Genomic DNA, 16,455 nt, shown 5'->3' with positions numbered 1-16,455 from the left:
GGTGAGGAGGGTGTGCAGGCGGGGGCGGTTCGGGGTGGCGGGGAGGTCGCGGGGGCGCAGGGTCAGGGCCACTGCCGCGGACGCCAGCAGCGGGGGCACCGTCAGGAGGGTCAGGGCGGCCGGCAGCGGGAGCGGCCGGTTCGCGGCCAGGAAGTCCTTGGCCGCGCCGTCGAACGGCACGCCCGTGAGGTCGCCGCGCAGGTGCAGGAAGACGGCCAGGGCCAGCAGGGAGCCCAGGGTGCAGGCGAGGGCCGTGTTGAGGGCGGCGACGGCCATCAGGCGGCCCGGACCGAGGCCGAGGGCCGACAGGCCGGGGCGCGGCCGGGTGCCGGGGTCGGTGCGGGCCACCGCCAGCGCCAGGTACACCGTGGCGGCGAGCGGGATGACGCACCAGGAGAGCCGCAGCAGCGCCGCCGTCGTGTGGGTGGGGTGGGTGATCGCGTAACCGAGGGCGGAGAGGAGGAGGAAGCCCGTGCCCGCCGCCGCCGTGGCCACCAGGAGGCGGCGCAGCTGGACGGCCGGGTGGGCGACGCGGGTCAGACGGAGAGCGAGCACTCGGCCCGGCCTTCCGCTTCGGGGGCCGGCGGCAAGTGGACCGTGTTCACCCGGCGTCCGTCCAGGAGCGGGACCCTGCGGTCGGCGAGGGCCGCCGTCTCCGCGTCGTGGGTGGCGAGGACGACCGTGATGCCGTGCGAGCGCGCCGCCGTGGTGAGGGTGCGCAGCACGTGGGCGCGGTCGGCGCGGTGCAGCGGGGCCGTCGGCTCGTCCGCGAAGAGGATCGTGGGGGCGGGGGCCAGCGCGCGGGCGATGGCGACCCGCTGCCGTTCGGCCTGCTGGAGCTCCGCCGGGCGCCTGCGGGCCCGGTCGCCGACGTCGAGGCGGTCCAGCCACTCCAGCGCCGCCACCTTGGCCCGGCGGCGGCCGGTGCCCCGCAGCATCAGGGGCAGGGCGGTGTTCTCCCAGACGTTCAGCTCGGGGACGAGGGCCGGGACCGGGTCGATCCAGCCGAAGCGGTCGCGGCGCAGCCGTTCGCGGGTCAGCGGGCCCATGCGGTGCACGGCCGTGCTGTTGAACCAGACCTCCCCGCCCTGCACCGGCGTCAGACCGGCGAGGCACCTCAGCAGCGTCGTCTTGCCGCTGCCGCGCGGACCGCTGACGGCGAGGATCTCGCCCTCCCGCACGGCGAGCGAGACACCGGTGATCCCGGGCGAGCCGTCCTGGTGGCGGAAGTGCAGGGCGCGTGCCCACAGCACGTCGTTGTCCGGCGGGGCCTCCATGGGCGTACACCTCGGTTCTGATCCGTTTTGCCGTGCCTTCCCACGTCCGGGGGAACGAGAGGCTGGGCCGATCGGTCACGTGCACGCTAGGCAGGTCGGCGGGCGGTGCCGGGGAAGCACACGGCCCCGGGCCGCCGTTCTCACTCGAACGGACGGCGCCGGGGCCGGTGTTGATCAGCTGATCAGAGGTGCGAGGCTCGGTGGCCGGAGGCTCAGAGCTTCGTCCAGGCCTCCGTCAGCGTGGCGCGCAGGATCTGCTCGATCTCGTCGAAGGTCTCCTGGTTGGAGATCAGCGGCGGGGCGAGCTGGACGACCGGGTCGCCGCGGTCGTCGGCACGGCAGTACAGGCCGTTCTCGAAGAGGGCCTTCGAGAGGAAGCCGTACAGGACGCGCTCGGTCTCCTCGTCGTTGAACGACTCCTTCGTCGCCTTGTCCTTGACCAGCTCGATGCCGTAGAAGAAGCCGTTGCCGCGGACGTCGCCGACGATCGGCAGGTCGTGCAGCTTCTGGAGGGTGGAGAGGAAGGCGCCCTCGTTGTCCAGGACGTGCTGGTTGAGGTTCTCGCGCTCGAACAGGTCGAGGTTGGCGAGGCCGACCGCCGCGGAGACCGGGTGGCCGCCGAAGGTGTAGCCGTGCAGGAAGGTGTTGTCGCCCTTGTAGAACGGCTCGGCGACGCGGTCGGAGACGATGCACGCGCCGATCGGGGAGTAGCCCGAGGTCATGCCCTTGGCGCAGGTGATCATGTCCGGGACGTAGCCGAACTTGTCGCAGGCGAACATCGTGCCCAGGCGGCCGAAGGCGCAGATGACCTCGTCGGAGACGAGCAGCACGTCGTACTGGTCGCAGATCTCGCGCACGCGCTGGAAGTAGCCGGGCGGGGGCGGGAAGCAGCCGCCCGCGTTCTGGACCGGCTCCAGGAAGACCGCGGCGACGGTGTCCGGGCCCTCGAAGAGGATCTGCTGCTCGATCTGGTCGGCGGCCCAGCGGCCGAAGGCCTCGGGGTCGTCGCCGTGGATCGGGGCGCGGTAGATGTTGGTGTTCGGGACCTTGTGGGCACCGGGGACCAGCGGCTCGAAGGGAGCCTTCAGCGCCGGGAGACCGGTGATCGACAGGGCGCCCTGCGGGGTGCCGTGGTAGGCGACCGCGCGGGAGATGACCTTGTACTTGGTCGGCTTGCCCTGGAGCTTGAAGTACTGCTTGGCGAGCTTCCAGGCGGTCTCGACGGCCTCGCCGCCGCCGGTGGTGAAGAAGACCTTGTTCAGGTCGCCGGGGGCGTGGTCGGCCAGCCGCTCCGCCAGCTCGACGGCCTTCGGGTGGGCGTAGGACCACACCGGGAAGAAGGCCAGCTCCTGTGCCTGCTTGAACGCGGTCTCGGCGAGTTCCGTGCGGCCGTGACCGGCCTGGACCACGAACAGGCCCGCGAGACCGTCGAGGTAGCGCTTGCCCTTGTCGTCGTAGATGTAGGTGCCCTCGCCCCGGACGATGGTCGGGACGGGGGCGTTCTCGTACGAGGACATGCGGGTGAAGTGCATCCACAGGTGGTCGTACGCGGTGCGGCTGAGGTCCTTCTGGCTCACGGTTATCGGGTTCCCCACATGTAGGTCTGCTTCTTCAGCTTCAGGTAGACGAAGCTTTCGGTGGAGCGCACGCCGGGCAGTGCCCGGATGCGTTTGTTGATGACGTCCAGCAGGTGGTCGTCGTCCTCGCAGACGATCTCCGCGAGGATGTCGAACGAGCCCGCGGTCATCACCACGTACTCGACTTCCGACATGGCCGTCAGCGCGTCCGCGATCGACTCGACATCGCCCTCGACGTTGACGCCGACCATCGCCTGTCGGCGGAAGCCCACGGTGAGCGGGTCCGTGACGGCGACGATCTGCATGACGCCCTGGTCCAGCAGCTTCTGGACGCGCTGGCGCACGGCCGCCTCCGACAGGCCGACGGCCTTGCCGATCGCGGCGTACGGCCGGCGGCCGTCCTCCTGGAGCTGCTGGATGATGGCGAGGGAGACGGCATCCAGCTGGGGGGTGCCGCTTCTGGACTCGCGGGACGAGTCCCTCTGGTCTGCGCTTCGACTGGCCACGACCTCACTGTGCACGACGTCTCGACGGTTCCGCAAGGCCGTATCGATGAAATTCGTTGTTTGAGGCGGCTGGGATTGCGGATTTCGCAGACGTGGCGCGTGCGGGGGTGTTGAAAACGTGGGATCGCGGATTACTGTGGGTGTCTCAGTCAATGGACACCCGAACTTGGAGGGCCGGCAGTGAGCACCGAGCTGCGTCGTCTGCGCAATTACATCGACGGTGAGTTCCGGGACGCCGCCGACGGGCGGACCACCGAGGTGGTCAACCCCGCGACCGGCGAGGCGTACGCCACCGCCCCGCTGTCCGGGGAAGCCGACGTCGACGCGGCGATGGCGGCCGCGGCCGCGGCCTTCCCGGGCTGGCGCGACACCACGCCCGCCGAGCGGCAGAAGGCCCTGCTGAAGATCGCGGACGCGTTCGAGGAGCGGGCCGAGGAACTCATCGCGGCGGAGGTGGAGAACACCGGCAAGCCGACCGGGCTCACCCGCTCCGAGGAGATCCCGCCGATGGTCGACCAGATCCGGTTCTTCGCCGGTGCGGCCCGGATGCTGGAGGGCCGCTCGGCCGGCGAGTACATGGAGGGCCTCACCTCCATCGTCCGCCGTGAGCCGGTCGGCGTCTGCGCGCAGGTCGCGCCGTGGAACTACCCGATGATGATGGCCGTGTGGAAGTTCGCCCCGGCGATCGCCGCGGGCAACACGGTCGTCCTGAAGCCGTCGGACACCACCCCGGCGTCGACCGTCCTGATGGCCGAGATCATCGGCGGGATCCTGCCGAAGGGCGTCTTCAACGTCGTCACGGGCGACCGTGACACCGGCCGCCTGATGGTCGAGCACCCCGTCCCGGCCATGGCCTCCATCACCGGCTCCGTGCGCGCCGGCATGCAGGTCGCCGAGTCCGCGTCCAAGGACCTCAAGCGGGTCCACCTGGAGCTGGGCGGCAAGGCGCCGGTCGTCGTCTTCGAGGACACCGACATCGCCAAGGCCGTCGAGGACATCTCCGTGGCGGGCTTCTTCAACGCCGGCCAGGACTGTACGGCCGCCACCCGCGTCCTCGTCCAGGAGTCCATCCACGACGAGTTCGTCGCCGCGCTCGCGAAGGCCGCGGCCGAGACGAAGACCGGGCAGCCGGACGACGAGGACGTGCTCTTCGGCCCCCTGAACAACCCCAACCAGCTCAAGCAGGTCTCCGGCTTCATCGAGCGGCTGCCCGCCCACGCCAAGGTCGAGACCGGCGGTCAGCGGGTCGGTGACAAGGGGTACTTCTACGCGCCGACCGTCGTCTCCGGGCTGAAGCAGGACGACGAGATCATCCAGAAGGAGGTCTTCGGGCCGGTCATCACGGTCCAGTCCTTCTCGGACGAGGACCAGGCCGTCGAGTGGGCCAACGGCGTCGAGTACGCCCTCGCGTCCTCGGTGTGGACCAAGGACCACGGGCGTGCGATGCGGATGTCCAAGAAGCTGGACTTCGGCTGCGTGTGGATCAACACGCACATCCCGCTGGTCGCGGAGATGCCGCACGGCGGGTTCAAGAAGTCCGGGTACGGCAAGGACCTGTCCGGGTACGGCTTCGAGGACTACACGCGGATCAAGCACGTGATGACGTCGCTGGACGCGTAGGTCGTATGCCGGCCGCGGGTGCGTGGGGTGCGTGGGGGCTGGTCGCGCAGTTCCCCGCGCCCCTTCCGGGGCGCCCGCGCTGCCCGGGGGCGCCCGCGCTGCCCGGGGGCGAGAAGTGACGCCGTGGCGACCCGGGGCATCGACAAGGTGTCCGGTCCACGTCAGGTGGCTTGACGCAGCGTCGATTGCCCGGTGACGGGCGGCCGCGACATGCTTCAGGTGTGCCCCAGACCACTTCCAGGACACCCGCCCTCTCCCGTCGCTCCCTGCTGCGCGCGCTCGGCGGTACCGCCGCGCTGGGCGCGCTGGCGGGCTGCGGGGTGCCCGCCGCCTACGTCAAGGCCGGCGACCGCTCCGTGACCGACCTGTCCGCCGAGGACCACAGGCTCGTCTTCGCGAACTGGCCCCTGTACATCGACGTCGACGACGACAACCCGAACAAGCGGCCCACCCTCGACGCCTTCGAGAAGCGCACGGGGATCTCCGTCGACTACATCGAGGAGATCAACGACAACGACGAGTTCTTCGGCAAGATCAGCCCCGCGCTGATGAACCACCAGTCCACCGGCCGGGACATCATCGTCATCAGCGACTGGATGTGCGCGCGGTTCGTCCGCCTGGGGTGGGTCCAGCGGATGGACCGCGCCCACCAGCCGAACGTCGCGAAGTACCTGGACCCGCTGCTGCGCACGCCCGCCTTCGACCCGGGCCGTCTCCACACCGTCCCGTGGCAGTCGGGCATCACCGGCATCGCCTACAACCGCCGCAAACTGGGCCGCGAGATCCGGCACGTCAAGGACCTCTGGGCGAGCGACCTCAGGGGCCGGGTGACCCTGCTCTCCGGCCTAGACGAGGCGTTCGCGCTGCTCATGCAGGGCAACGGCGTGGACATCACCAAGTGGACGGCCGACGACTTCTACGACGTCTGCGACGAGGTGCAGAAGCAGGTCGACCGGGGCCAGATCCGCCGCTTCACGGGCAACGACTACACGAAGGACCTGGTCAGCGGTGACGTCCTGGCCTGTCAGGCGTACTCCGGTGACGTCATCCAGCTCCAGGCCGACAACCCCGACATCCGCTTCGTCGTCCCCGAGGAGGGCGCGGAGCTGTGGTCGGACTCCCTGATGATCCCGGACCGCGCCGCCCACAAGGCCAACGCGGAACGCCTCATCGACTACTACTACGAGCCGGCGGTCGCCGCCGAGCTGGCCGCCTGGGTCAACTACGTCTGCCCCGTCCCGGCGGCCCAGCAGGTCCTCGCCGACTCCGGGGACAAGGACACCGCGGCCCTCGCCGACAACCCTCTGATCTTCCCGAACGCCGAGATGCGCAAGCGCCTCGCCATCGCCCGGGACATCACCTCGACCGAGCGCGTGGACTTCGCCAGGCGCTGGAACAAGATCGTGGGGCTGTAGCGCGGAAGAGGGGCGGCCGGCGCCGAGATCACGGGGGTCCTCAGTTCCCGGAGGCGCGGCGGGGCAGGCGGATCGCCGAGACGAGGAAGAAGATCCCGCCGAGAGTGGCGTAGCCGGCGAGGGCGGTCAGTGAGGGGTCGTCCTGGGAGGCGCTCCGGATGAAGGACGCGCCGGCGAGGACGGAGATACCGCCGCTGAGGATCATGGCCCACTGGCCGCCCATCGGCCGGCGCGCGACGCCCACGAGGAGCTGGATCAGGCCGGAGACGACCGCCCACGCGCCCCAGACGCGCAGCACGTCGGCGACGCCCGAGGCGCCGGCGACCGCGACGCCGACGGCGGCGAGCACGCTGGCGGCCATGTTGGCGTACAAGGCCCTGACCGGCCCGGCGGTGCGCGCCGACCTGGCGTCGACGACGGCCGCGGCCACGTCGAAGGCGGGATAGAGGAACAGCAGCAGCTTGGCCGCGACGGTGAGCTCGGAGCCCGACACCAGCAGGAGCGCGGCCCACGCGACGGCGAAGGCGAAGCGGGTGACGTACAGCCGGCGCAGGGCGGGCGTGGCGCCGAGGGGTTCGGCGGAGGCGGTGGATGCCATGGGTTCTCCAGTGACTGCGGAGGGCGACTGAGAAGCAGAGAGAACGTTCTCTCTTGTCCGCAGCCTGGCACACCCGTCCCGTGGAAACAAGAGAGAGCGTTCTACCCGCTAATATGGGTGACATGACGAAGACGGAGGCCGGTACAGGCACCGGCAGGCGAGTCTCCGAGGCCCGGGAACGGCTCCTGAGGACCGCCGGGCAGCTCTTCTACGCGGAAGGCCTGCACACGGTGGGCGTCGACCGTCTGGTCGCCGAGTCGAAGGTGACCAACGCCACCTTCTACCGCCACTTCCGCAGCAAGGAAGACCTCGCCGTCGCCTACATCGAAAGCGTCGACCAGGCGATCCGCACCCAGATCGGCGCCCTGACGGCCGCGGACGTGCCGGCCGACGGCATCCTGCGGGGCATCGGTGCGTCCCTGGTCGAGCAGATCCGCTCGCCCGGTTACCGCGGATGCGCCTTCCTCAACGCGGCGGCGGAATTCCCCGGTCCGGACCACCCGGTCCACCGCGCCGTCGTGCGACACCGCGAATGGTTCCTTCGGACGATCACCGGACTGTTCGCCGAGATCACGGCCGCGGAGGCCGAGCACGCCGGGCGGCACTTCGTGATGCTCCGCGACGGCGCGATGAGCGCCGGCTACCTGGGCGACCCCCTCCTGGCCGGTGAGACGTTGCTGCGCGGCATCGAAGGACTGCTGCGGATCCACACCGCCCGCGGGCTCGACGAGCGCGCCGCCTCCGCACCCGGCCAGGCCCCCGCGACCGCCACGAAGATCCCCGACATCGAGTGCGCGCCCCCCGGCGCGTGACCGCCGCCGGGGGCACGTCGTGGCGGCCCGTCAGCTGAAGACCACCGTCCGGTTGCCGTGGATCAGGACACGGCCCTGGCAGTGCCAGTTGACGGCGCGGGCCAGTGCCAGGCGTTCGGCGTCCCGGCCCACGGTGACGAGCCGTTCGGCGCCGGCCCGGTGGTCGACCCGGATGATCTCCTGCTCGATGATCGGCCCCTCGTCCAGGTCCGCCGTGACGTAGTGGGCGGTCGCCCCGACGAGCTTCACCCCGCGCCGGTGCGCCTGGTGGTACGGCTTGGCCCCGGCGAAACTCGGCAGGAACGAGTGGTGGATGTTGATGGCCCGGCCTTCCAGCCGCTTGCACAGGTCGTCGGAGAGCACCTGCATGTAGCGGGCGAGGACCACCAGGTCGACGTGGTGTTCCTCGACCAGGGCGAGCAGCCGCGCCTCCGCCTGCGGCTTGGTGGCGGCCGTGACGGGGACGTGCGCGAACGGTACGCCCTCGGCCGCCGCCAGCGGCTCCAGGTCGGGGTGGTTGGAGACCACCAGGACGATCTCGGCGTCCAGCGCGTCACTGCGCCACCGGTAGAGCAGGTCGGCCAGGCAGTGGTCGAACCGGGACACCATCACCAGCACCCGCGGCCTGACCGCGGCATCCCTGAGCTGCCACTCCATCCCGAACTCGGCGGCCACGGGCGTGAAGTCCGCCCGCAGCCGGTCCAGGCCCGCCTCCGGGTCGGCGGTCGCGAAACTGGTGCGCAGGAACACGATGCCGTGGTCCGCGTCGTCGAACTGCTGGTGCTCGGTGATGTCGCAGCCGTGCCCGAGCAGGAACGACGTCACGGCGTGCAGGATGCCGGGGCGCTCGGGGCAGCTGAGGGTGAGGACGAACTCGGTCTTCATGCGGGGCTCCTCAGCGGTGTTCGGTGCAGGCGTCGACCAGCCAGGCGGCCAGGTAGGCGGCGAAGGAGGCACGGACCAGCAGCCGGACGTCCGGGGCCGGCGCGTCGTCGTGGACCACGAGGGTCACCGGGGCCTGGGCCAGCAGCGTGGTCGGGCAGGAGCCGGCCGGGGTGACCCGGGAGTCCAGGTCGACGGCGCAGCCCTGGGCCAGCACCGAGCGGACCAGGGGTCCGGACAGGGCCAGTGTGGTGCGCTGCGCCGAGACGTCGGTGACGGTGGCGAACTCCTCGCCGACGGCGGACCGCAGCCGCGCTAGGAGGTCGTCCGCCCGGCCGTCCGGAGCCACCAGCAGCCATTCGTCCGGACCCATCCACAACACCTCGACGTCACCGGAGAGTTCGGCGCGCACCGGACCGGGCAGGGGGACGCCCAGGCAGGCCGCGACGGCCCGCACCGCCGTGCTGCCGGGCTCCGCACGGAGGGTGAGCTGGGTCAGGTGGGGCAGTTCCCGCACCCGGATGCCGGTGGGCAGCTGCGCCAGGGTGTCCTGCCACGCGGCCAGGGGGCTGAAGCGGACGGGGGTCTCAACCGTCACGGCGAGCTCCCTCCTTGTCGAAGAGCACGGGGTCGGTCACGGTCACCGGGACGGTCCGGCCGTCCAGCGGGACGTAGAGGGTCTCGCCGATGCGCCGGGTTCCCGAGCGCACCAGGGCCAGGGCGAACGTCCGCCGCAGGGCGTCGCTCCGGTAACTGGAGGTGACATGGCCCAGCATCGGCACCGGGGGCGCCGGGATGTCGCTGGTGGCGATGATCTGGGCGCCTTCCGGGAGCAGCACGTGCTCGTCGGCCGGCAGCAGGCCCACCAGTTGCTTGCGGTCCTCACGCAGGTTCTCCGCGCGGGCGAAGGACCGCTTGCCGACGAAGTCCGGCTTCTTCTTCGACACGACCCAGGACATGCCCAGGTCCTGCGGGGTAACGGTGCCGTCGGTGTCCTGCCCGATGATCGGGTACGCCTTCTCGGCGCGCAGCACGTGCATCGTCTCGGTGCCGTACGTCGTGATGCTGAACGCGTCCCCGGCCGCGTGCAGGGCCTCCCACACCGTGATGCCGTACCAGGCGGGCACGTTGACCTCGTAGGCGAGCTCACCGGAGAAGCTGATCCGGCAGACCCGGGCCGCCACCCCGGCGACGGTGGTGTCCTGCCAGGACATGAAGGGGAAGGCGTCGTTGCTCACGTCCAGGTCCGGCGCCACCAGGGCCAGGACCTCGCGGGAGCGGGGGCCGACCAGGGGGATCGTCACCCAGTGCTCGGTGACGGAGGTGAGGTGCACCCGCAGACCGGGCCACTCCGTCTGGAGCCACTCCTCCATCCACTCCAGGACCCTGGCCGCGTTGCCGGTGGTCGTGGTCAGCAGGAACTCCTGCTCGGCCACCCGGATCACGGTGCCGTCGTCGATCGCCATGCCGTCGACGCCGCACATCACGCCGTAGCGGACCCGGCCCACCTTGAGGGTGCTCATCAGGTTCGTGTAGAGCCGGTCCAGCAGCACGCCGGCGTCCGGGCCCTGCACATTGATCTTGCCGAGCGTGGAGCCGTCCATCATCGCGACGCCGGTGCGGGCGGCCCGGCACTCCCGCTGCACCGCCTCCTCGATGGTCTCCCCGGCCCGCGGGTAGTACCAGGGGCGCTTCCACTGGCCGACGTTCTCGAACAGGGCGCCGTGCTCGACGTGCCAGGGGTGCAGCGCGGTCACCCGGACCGGGTCGAAGAGCTCCCCGCGGTTGCGGCCCGCCAGGGCGGCGAAGGACACCGGCACGGCGGGCGGCCGGAAGCGGGTGGTGCCGAGTTCGGCCACGTCCACGCCCAGCGCCTCGGCGACGATGCCCGAGGTCATCACGCCCGAGGTACGGCCCTGGTCGTGGGCGGTGCCGATGGTGGTGTACCGCTTGACGTGCTCCACCGACCGCAGGCCCGCGCCGGTCGCCCGCAGCACGTCGGAGACGGTCGCGTCGCGCTGGAGGTCGACGAACTGGAGTGTGCCGTCCTGGTCTTCACGGCCGTCCCGCGGGCTCGGCACCCGCCAGAGCACCCGGGCAGGGGCCCCGTGCGGGAGCGGGCCGGTGACCGGCAGGGCGGTCTCCGGAACGGTCCTGCCGAGCGCCGACAGCGCCTGCCCGGCCGCGGCCACGCCGTCCGCGAGACAGCCGGCGAGGGTGAAGGTGCCGCCGGCCGCCCCCGCCGTACGGACGCCGCCGGGCGCGCCGGCCGGGACGAAGGCACCGATCCCGGCGTCGTAGCGCAGGGTGCCGCGGGCCTGGCTGAACAGGGCGACGGCCGGGTTCCAGCCGCCGGAGACCAGCAGTAGATCGCAGTCGACGCCGTGCCGCTCGCCGAGCCGTCCCGCCCCGAAGGGGGCGACATGGGCCCGGGTGACGCGCTCGATGCCGCTGGTGCCGGTGACCACGTGGCCCGCGCGGACGGCGATGCCGCGTTCGGCGCAGGCGCTGCGCCAGTGCTCCGGCACCTCCTCGCGCACGTCGGCCACCGCGGCGATCCGCACTCCCGCGTCGGCCAGTTCGAGTGCTGCCGGGTAGGCGCTGTCGTTCGTGGTGAAGACGACCGCCCGGGTGCCGGGCAGGACGCCGAAGCGGTTCAGGTAGGTGCGGGCCGAGCCGGCCAGCATGATGCCGGGGCGGTCGTTGTTGTCGAAGGCGATCGGACGCTCGTAGGCACCGGTGGCGTACACGACCTGCCGGGAGCGGATCCGCCAGATCCGCTGCCGGGAGACGTGGGCGGGCGCCGCGGCACCGAGGTGGTCGGTGCGCTTCTCCAGGGCGAGGACGAGCCCGTCGTCGTAGTGGCCGAAGGCGGTGGTGCGACGCAGGACCCGTACGTCCGCGTGCTCGGCGAGCTCCGCGAGGACGGCGCCGACCCATTCCATGGCCGGCGCGCCGTCGAGCGGTTCCTGGCTGCCGAGCAGCGAACCGCCGGGCTCGGGGAGTTCGTCGACGAGGACGACCCGGGCCCCGGTTCGCGCGGCGGCCAGGGTGGCGGCCAGGCCCGCCGGGCCCGCGCCGACGACCAGGACGTCGCAGTGGGCGTGCACGGTGTCGTAGCGGGCGGTGTCCGGCTCGCCGCTCAGCCTGCCCTGGCCCGACAGGCCCCGGGCGACCAGGCCCTCGTACAGCTCCACGGTGGTGGCCGTGAGCATGGGTTCGGGGAAGGGGAACTCGATCTGGACGAGGGCGTTGGGTTCCTCGGCGCCGGCGGCCAGGACACCGCGCGGGCGGCCGTACCTGATGCCGTGGGCCACGTGGTGCACGCCGTCCGCGAGCAGCGCCGAGGCGAGGGTGTCGCCGGGGTGGCCGGTGTGGGCGATGCCGTCGAAGGTGAAGGAGAGGGTGGTGCCGCGGTCGACGCGACCGTGGCCGGGGGCGCGGAAGGGGGTGTTCATCGGGTGGCCTCCTGGCCCTTCGCGGTGCTCGTGGGGGAAGGGCGCTCGGCGCCGGCCCGGTGGACGGCGAGGAACTCGTGGGTGACGGTGTCCCGCAGGGCGTTGAACCAGCGGCGGCAGCCGGCCGCGTGCACCCACCGTTCGGCGAACGGCCCTTTGGGGTTGTCCCGGAAGAAGACGTACTGGGCCCACTGCTCGTCGTCGAGCGCGTAGGGGTCCTCGGGGTAGGCGACGTGCGCCTGACCGCCGTAGTGGAACTCGATTTCCTCGCGGTCACCGCACCAGGGGCAGGTGATGAGCTGCATGTCGGTACTCCTCGGCTAGTGGGCGACGGCGGCGGCGCCGTGCTCGTCGACCAGGGCACCGCTGGTGAAGCGGTCGAGGGTGAAGGGCGCGTTGTAGGGGTGTGGTTCGCCGGTGGCGACGGTGTGCGCGAAGCACCAGCCGACGCCCGGGGTGGCCTTGAAACCGCCGGTGCCCCAGCCGCAGTTGAGGTACAGGTCCGCGACAGGGGTCAGGCCGACGATGGGGGAGGCGTCCGGGGTGGTGTCGACGATGCCGGCCCAGGTGCGCAGCATGTGGGCGCGGGCGAAGACCGGGAACAGCTCCAGGGCGGCGGCCATCTGGCGCTCCAGGATGTGGAAGGCGCCGCGCTGTCCGTAGCCGTTGTAGCTGTCGATGCCGGCGCCCATGACCAGCTCGCCCTTGTGCGCCTGGGAGACGTACACGTGCACGGCGTTCGACATCACCACGGTCGGGTGCACCGGCTCCAGGAGCTCCGAGACCAGCGCCTGGAGGGGGTGGCTCTGCAACGGCAGCCGCAGCCCGGCCATGCCGGCCAGCACCGAGGAGTGCCCGGCCGCCGCGAGGGCTACCTTCCCGGCGGCGATGGGACCGCGCGTGGTCCGTACCCCGCGCACCCGGCCGTCGACGATGTCGAGGCCGGTCACCTCGCAGTCCTGGATCAGGTCGATGCCGTACGCGTCGGCCCTGCGGGCGAAGCCCCAGGCCACGTAGTCGTGCTTGGCGATGCCCGCGCGCGGCTGGTAGGTGGCGCCGAGCACCGGATACCGCACGTCCGGTGAGACGTTGACGATGGGGCAGACCTTGGCGACCTCGTCGGGTTCCAGCCACTCGGCGTCGATGCCGTTGAGCTGGTTGGCGTAGACGCGGCGCTTGCTGTCGCGGATGTCCTGGAGGGTGTGGGCGAGGTTGAGCACACCGCGCTGGCTGAAGAGGATCGGGTAGTCGAGGTCCTCCTCCAGGGTCTCCCAGAGCTTGAGAGAGTGCTCGTAGATGCCGGAGCTCTCGTCCCAGAGGTAGTTGGAGCGGATGATCGTGGTGTTGCGGGCCATGTTGCCGCCCGCGAGCCAGCCCTTCTCCAGCACGGCGACGTTGGTGATGCCGTGGTTCCTCGCCAGGTAGTAGGCGGTGGCCAGGCCGTGTCCGCCGCCGCCGACGATGACGACGTCGTACGACCGCTTGGGGTCGGGGTTGCGCCACAGGAAGTCCGGGTGGTCGGGCAGGTCGGCGCCGGGCGGGACCGGGGCGGAACCGCCGGGCGTGGCAGGGGTGCTGGCGTGCTGGTGCATCACTGAGCGGCCTCCTCGGCCACGAGCTGCGGGTCGACGGGGGAGCCGGGGGAGTCCGGGGAGCCGGGGAAGTCCGGGGCGCCGGGGTAGGGCGGGAAGCGGTCGGTCAGGTGCTGGACGCGCCGGCGCAGTCCGGCGGCGACCCGGTCGTCGAAGCCTGGCAGGAAGGCCGTGGCGACGATGTCGGCGACCTCCGCGAACTCCGGCGCCCCGAAGCCGCGGGCGGCCAGAGCCGGGGTGCCGACACGGACCCCGGAGCTGATCATGGCGGCCGCGTTGGCCTGGGCGCCGGAGTGCGGCTGCACGTTGGCGGCCTCGGCGCCGAACAGCGCCCTGACCCGCTCGACGGCGATCCGCTCGATGGTGTCGACGTGCTCGCAGCCGCCGTGGCAGCGGCGGCCGGGGTAGCTCTCCGCGTACTTGTCGGTCAGGACCGAGCCCTGGGCCTGCATCACCGTGAGCGGCGCGAAGTTCTCGCTCGCGTTCATCTCCAGGGTGCCGCGCTGCCGGGCCGGTTCGGCGGAGACGGCCGTGGCGATCTCGGGGTCGAAGTCGTCGAGCCGGGTGCTGAGAAACGCGGACCGGGCCGCTTGCGCGCCGGGGGCGTGGGCAGTCATGTGAGCTCCCTGGTACGACCTGGGGACCGACTGGAAGGCGACTGATATATCAACCTGCTGTTGCGCTACGCTAAGAGGACGGATCGGCTCGCGTCAAGGGAGGGCTGCGCGTGACTTCATCGACCGCCGCTGGTGGGAGCGCAGGTCAGGACGCGGGTGCGCAGGGCGTGGGCGTCCAGGACGCGGGTGTGCAGGGCGCGGGCGTCCAGGACGCGGGTGTGCAGGGCGCCGGGACACTGGCGGACCAGGCCTATCGCGCCGTCTCGGACCGCCTGGTGACCCTTCGGATCCGCCCCGGCGAGCCCATCAACGACGAGCGGATCGCCGCCGAGCTCGGCTTCGGGCGCACCCCGGTCCGCGAGGCGCTCAAGCGCCTCGAACACGAGCGTCTGATCGTCTCCTACTCCCGGCGCGGGACCTTCGCCACCGAGGTCCAGATCGCCGACCTCGGGCACGTCTCGGAGGTCCGCAGACAGCTTGAGCCGCTCGCCGCGGGCCTGGCGGCACAGCGGGCCGGTGCGGCCGACCGCGCCGCGCTGGAAGAACTGCTGGCCCAGCTGGCGGACGTGTCCGACGCCGGCACCGACCTGATCCGGCTCGACATGACCCTGCACCGCGCCATCTACGCCGCGACCCGCAATCCCTACCTCGAGGACACGCTGATCCGGTACGACAATCTGGCCACCCGTATCTGGTGCCTGTTCCTCGACCGGCTGCCGGGCCTCGCGGGCCACGTGCACGAGCACGGCCCCCTGCTGCGCGCCGTCATCGAGGGCGACGCGGAGAAGGCCGCGGCACTGGCCGAGGGCCACGTGACCGGCTTCGAGGCGGCAGTCCGCGGCGTCATCTGAAGACCCCCTGAGCCCGGGGCGGCCGGCTTCAAGGGCTCCGGCCACGGCCGCGACCTGTCCGCCTACGCCCTGGACGACCACTCACCTGCCAGGCACGTCAGGCACAGCCATGCGCGCCAGGTGCCCCGGTACGTCAGGAAGCGGCGCCGCGCAGGACCGAACGCAGGTGTTCGGCGCTCGCCCAGACGTCGTCGACGGGGCCCTTCTCCTTGGGCTCCGCGGTGAGGATGGTGTCCTGCTCCAGCACGTACCAGCCGTCGTAGCCGCGGGCGCTGAGGTGGCCGACGATCGCCTCCACGTCGACGTCGCCGGCGCCCAGCGGCCGGTACATCCCGGCCCGGACCGCGTCGGTGTAGCTGAGGCGGCCGGACTGGACCTTGGCGGCAAGGGCGGCGTCCACGTCCTTCATGTGCGTGTGGGCGATCCGCTCGGGCGCCTGCCGGGTCAGTTCGGCCGGGTCGGTGCCGCCGATGAGCAGATGGCCGGTGTCGAGGCAGAGGGAGATGGCCGAGTGCTCCAGGACCCGGCGGACCTCGTCACCGTTCTCGATCATGGTGCCGACGTGCGGGTGCAGGACGGCCCTGACGCCGCGCTCCGCGGCCAGCGCGGTCAGCCGGTCGAGGTTGGACAGCAGCAGCCGCCAGCCCTCGGCGTCGAGTTCGGGGCGGGAGTCGTAGCCGTCCTGGCCGGTGATCGCCGACAGGACGAGGACCTCGGCGTCCGAGGCGGCGTAGCCCTCGAGCAGCAGCTCCGCCTCGGGCAGCGGGTCGTGCCCGGGGACGTGCAGCAGCAGCGGTGTGAAGCCGCCGACCGCGTGCAGGTCGTGGTCGGCGAGGACCCGGGCCATCGCATCGGGGGCGGCGGGCAGGAAGCCCTCGGGGCCGAACTCCGTGGCGGCCAGGCCGACTTCGCGCATCTCCTTCAGTACTCGCTCGGGCGCCAGCTGGTGGCCCCAGCCGGGTACCTCACAGACGCCCCAGGAGATGGGCGCGCCGGCGATCCGGTTCAGGGAAGGAGTGGTCATGCCGCGGCCTTTCGGTGGTCCGGTCGGGTGGTCCAACGGCGAGGCCGTTCACGTGCCGGTAACGCTAGGACCGCGAGGGGATCCGGCGAAACCCCCGAACCCATCAAATACCCCTCACCGAATCCATCATTTTCCCTTCACCGAGGAGAGATCGCTGCGGGGAGGGGGCTGGGGGGTGCCGTGGGGAGTGGCCGTGGGGGTGACCGTGGGGAGGGCTGCGAGGGGG

Annotated in this window: 14 protein-coding genes and 2 pseudogenes; 4 read left to right on the top strand and 12 right to left on the bottom strand. The window is 71.6% G+C overall.

Annotated features, from left to right (window positions below; all coding sequences use genetic code 11):
- The 4 genes and pseudogenes from AAW13_RS29915 to AAW13_RS29900 all read right to left on the bottom strand — a co-directional run.
- Positions 1-555: pseudogene (locus AAW13_RS29915) on the bottom strand (hypothetical protein); the annotation flags it as partial.
- A complete protein-coding gene (locus AAW13_RS29910; protein ID WP_046732776.1) occupies positions 537-1,277 on the bottom strand; it encodes an ABC transporter ATP-binding protein in 741 nt (246 codons plus the stop codon). The gene AAW13_RS29910 and the pseudogene AAW13_RS29915, both read right to left, overlap by 19 nt.
- A 212-nt stretch (positions 1,278-1,489) precedes the next feature.
- Positions 1,490-2,872 carry an aspartate aminotransferase family protein gene (locus AAW13_RS29905; RefSeq protein ID WP_071659725.1) on the bottom strand — a complete coding sequence of 461 codons (1,383 nt, stop codon included), beginning with the start codon at positions 2,870-2,872 and terminating at the stop codon, positions 1,490-1,492.
- Positions 2,857-3,375, bottom strand: a complete 519-nt coding sequence (locus AAW13_RS29900; protein WP_046732778.1) for an Lrp/AsnC family transcriptional regulator — start codon at positions 3,373-3,375, stop codon at positions 2,857-2,859. The genes AAW13_RS29905 and AAW13_RS29900 overlap by 16 nt, the downstream gene beginning before the upstream one ends.
- Positions 3,376-3,540: 165 nt before the next feature.
- Between AAW13_RS29900 and AAW13_RS29895 the strand changes: the two genes are divergently transcribed.
- Together AAW13_RS29895 and AAW13_RS29890 are read left to right on the top strand one after the other, a co-directional pair.
- Complete coding sequence (locus tag AAW13_RS29895) at positions 3,541-4,980, top strand: gamma-aminobutyraldehyde dehydrogenase (protein WP_046732779.1); 1,440 nt, start codon at positions 3,541-3,543, stop codon at positions 4,978-4,980.
- 221 nt (positions 4,981-5,201) lie between these two features.
- The gene (locus AAW13_RS29890) at positions 5,202-6,395 is read left to right on the top strand and encodes a polyamine ABC transporter substrate-binding protein (RefSeq protein WP_046732780.1); all 1,194 of its coding nucleotides are present in this window, start codon (positions 5,202-5,204) and stop codon (positions 6,393-6,395) included.
- Between the two features lie 40 nt (positions 6,396-6,435).
- On the opposite strand, the gene AAW13_RS29885 is transcribed toward AAW13_RS29890, so the two are convergent.
- Entirely contained in the window at positions 6,436-6,993 is a 558-nt protein-coding gene (locus tag AAW13_RS29885; RefSeq protein WP_046732781.1) for a hypothetical protein, read from the bottom strand.
- Positions 6,994-7,106: 113 nt separating this feature from the next.
- Between AAW13_RS29885 and AAW13_RS29880 the strand changes: the two genes are divergently transcribed.
- Positions 7,107-7,805, top strand: coding sequence for a TetR/AcrR family transcriptional regulator (locus AAW13_RS29880; RefSeq protein ID WP_046732782.1), 699 nt, complete (start codon positions 7,107-7,109; stop codon positions 7,803-7,805).
- A 30-nt stretch (positions 7,806-7,835) separates the two neighbouring features.
- On the opposite strand, the gene purU is transcribed toward AAW13_RS29880, so the two are convergent.
- The 6 genes and pseudogenes from purU to AAW13_RS47670 form a co-directional block, all read right to left on the bottom strand.
- Positions 7,836-8,690 carry a formyltetrahydrofolate deformylase gene (gene purU / locus AAW13_RS29875; RefSeq protein ID WP_046732783.1) on the bottom strand — a complete coding sequence of 285 codons (855 nt, stop codon included), beginning with the start codon at positions 8,688-8,690 and terminating at the stop codon, positions 7,836-7,838.
- 10 nt (positions 8,691-8,700) lie between these two features.
- Complete coding sequence (locus AAW13_RS29870) at positions 8,701-9,285, bottom strand: sarcosine oxidase subunit gamma (RefSeq protein WP_052768704.1); 585 nt, start codon at positions 9,283-9,285, stop codon at positions 8,701-8,703.
- On the bottom strand, positions 9,275-12,145 hold the full coding sequence (locus tag AAW13_RS29865) for a 2Fe-2S iron-sulfur cluster-binding protein (RefSeq protein ID WP_046732784.1): 2,871 nt from the start codon (positions 12,143-12,145) through the stop codon (positions 9,275-9,277). Before AAW13_RS29865 ends, AAW13_RS29870 begins: the two co-directional genes overlap by 11 nt.
- Positions 12,142-12,450 (bottom strand): sarcosine oxidase subunit delta, encoded by a 309-nt coding sequence (locus tag AAW13_RS47850; RefSeq protein WP_046732785.1) that lies wholly within the window; start codon positions 12,448-12,450, stop codon positions 12,142-12,144. Before AAW13_RS47850 ends, AAW13_RS29865 begins: the two co-directional genes overlap by 4 nt.
- Before the next feature lie 15 nt (positions 12,451-12,465).
- Positions 12,466-13,737 carry a sarcosine oxidase subunit beta family protein gene (locus AAW13_RS29855; protein ID WP_046732786.1) on the bottom strand — a complete coding sequence of 424 codons (1,272 nt, stop codon included), beginning with the start codon at positions 13,735-13,737 and terminating at the stop codon, positions 12,466-12,468.
- Positions 13,738-13,994: 257 nt separating this feature from the next.
- Positions 13,995-14,354, bottom strand: a pseudogene (locus tag AAW13_RS47670) (serine hydroxymethyltransferase); the annotation flags it as partial.
- 218 nt (positions 14,355-14,572) lie between these two features.
- Between AAW13_RS47670 and AAW13_RS29845 the strand changes: the two are divergent.
- Positions 14,573-15,205, top strand: a complete 633-nt coding sequence (locus AAW13_RS29845) for a GntR family transcriptional regulator (protein ID WP_046732790.1) — start codon at positions 14,573-14,575, stop codon at positions 15,203-15,205.
- A 133-nt stretch (positions 15,206-15,338) separates the two neighbouring features.
- On the opposite strand, the gene AAW13_RS29840 is transcribed toward AAW13_RS29845, so the two are convergent.
- The gene (locus AAW13_RS29840; protein WP_046732788.1) at positions 15,339-16,229 is read right to left on the bottom strand and encodes a sugar phosphate isomerase/epimerase family protein; all 891 of its coding nucleotides are present in this window, start codon (positions 16,227-16,229) and stop codon (positions 15,339-15,341) included.
- Positions 16,230-16,455 lie beyond the last annotated feature (226 nt).

It is taken from the genome of Streptomyces humi (assembly GCF_001005085.2).
GTDB lineage: Bacteria > Actinomycetota > Actinomycetes > Streptomycetales > Streptomycetaceae > Streptomyces > Streptomyces humi.
This window is presented reverse-complemented; position numbering and strand designations above follow the sequence as displayed.

Excerpts from the sequence above, each read along its gene's own strand:
- AAW13_RS29910 (WP_046732776.1), bottom strand. The coding sequence starts at position 1,277 with ATGGAGGCCCCGCCGGACAACGACGTGCTGTGGGCACGCGCCCTGCAC.
- AAW13_RS29880 (WP_046732782.1), top strand. The coding sequence starts at position 7,107 with ATGGGTGACATGACGAAGACGGAGGCCGGTACAGGCACCGGCAGGCGA.
- AAW13_RS47850 (WP_046732785.1), bottom strand. The coding sequence starts at position 12,450 with ATGCAGCTCATCACCTGCCCCTGGTGCGGTGACCGCGAGGAAATCGAG.
- purU (WP_046732783.1), bottom strand. The coding sequence starts at position 8,690 with ATGAAGACCGAGTTCGTCCTCACCCTCAGCTGCCCCGAGCGCCCCGGC.
- AAW13_RS29855 (WP_046732786.1), bottom strand. The coding sequence starts at position 13,737 with ATGCACCAGCACGCCAGCACCCCTGCCACGCCCGGCGGTTCCGCCCCG.
- AAW13_RS29865 (WP_046732784.1), bottom strand. The coding sequence starts at position 12,145 with ATGAACACCCCCTTCCGCGCCCCCGGCCACGGTCGCGTCGACCGCGGC.
- AAW13_RS29885 (WP_046732781.1), bottom strand. The coding sequence starts at position 6,993 with ATGGCATCCACCGCCTCCGCCGAACCCCTCGGCGCCACGCCCGCCCTG.
- AAW13_RS29840 (WP_046732788.1), bottom strand. The coding sequence starts at position 16,229 with ATGACCACTCCTTCCCTGAACCGGATCGCCGGCGCGCCCATCTCCTGG.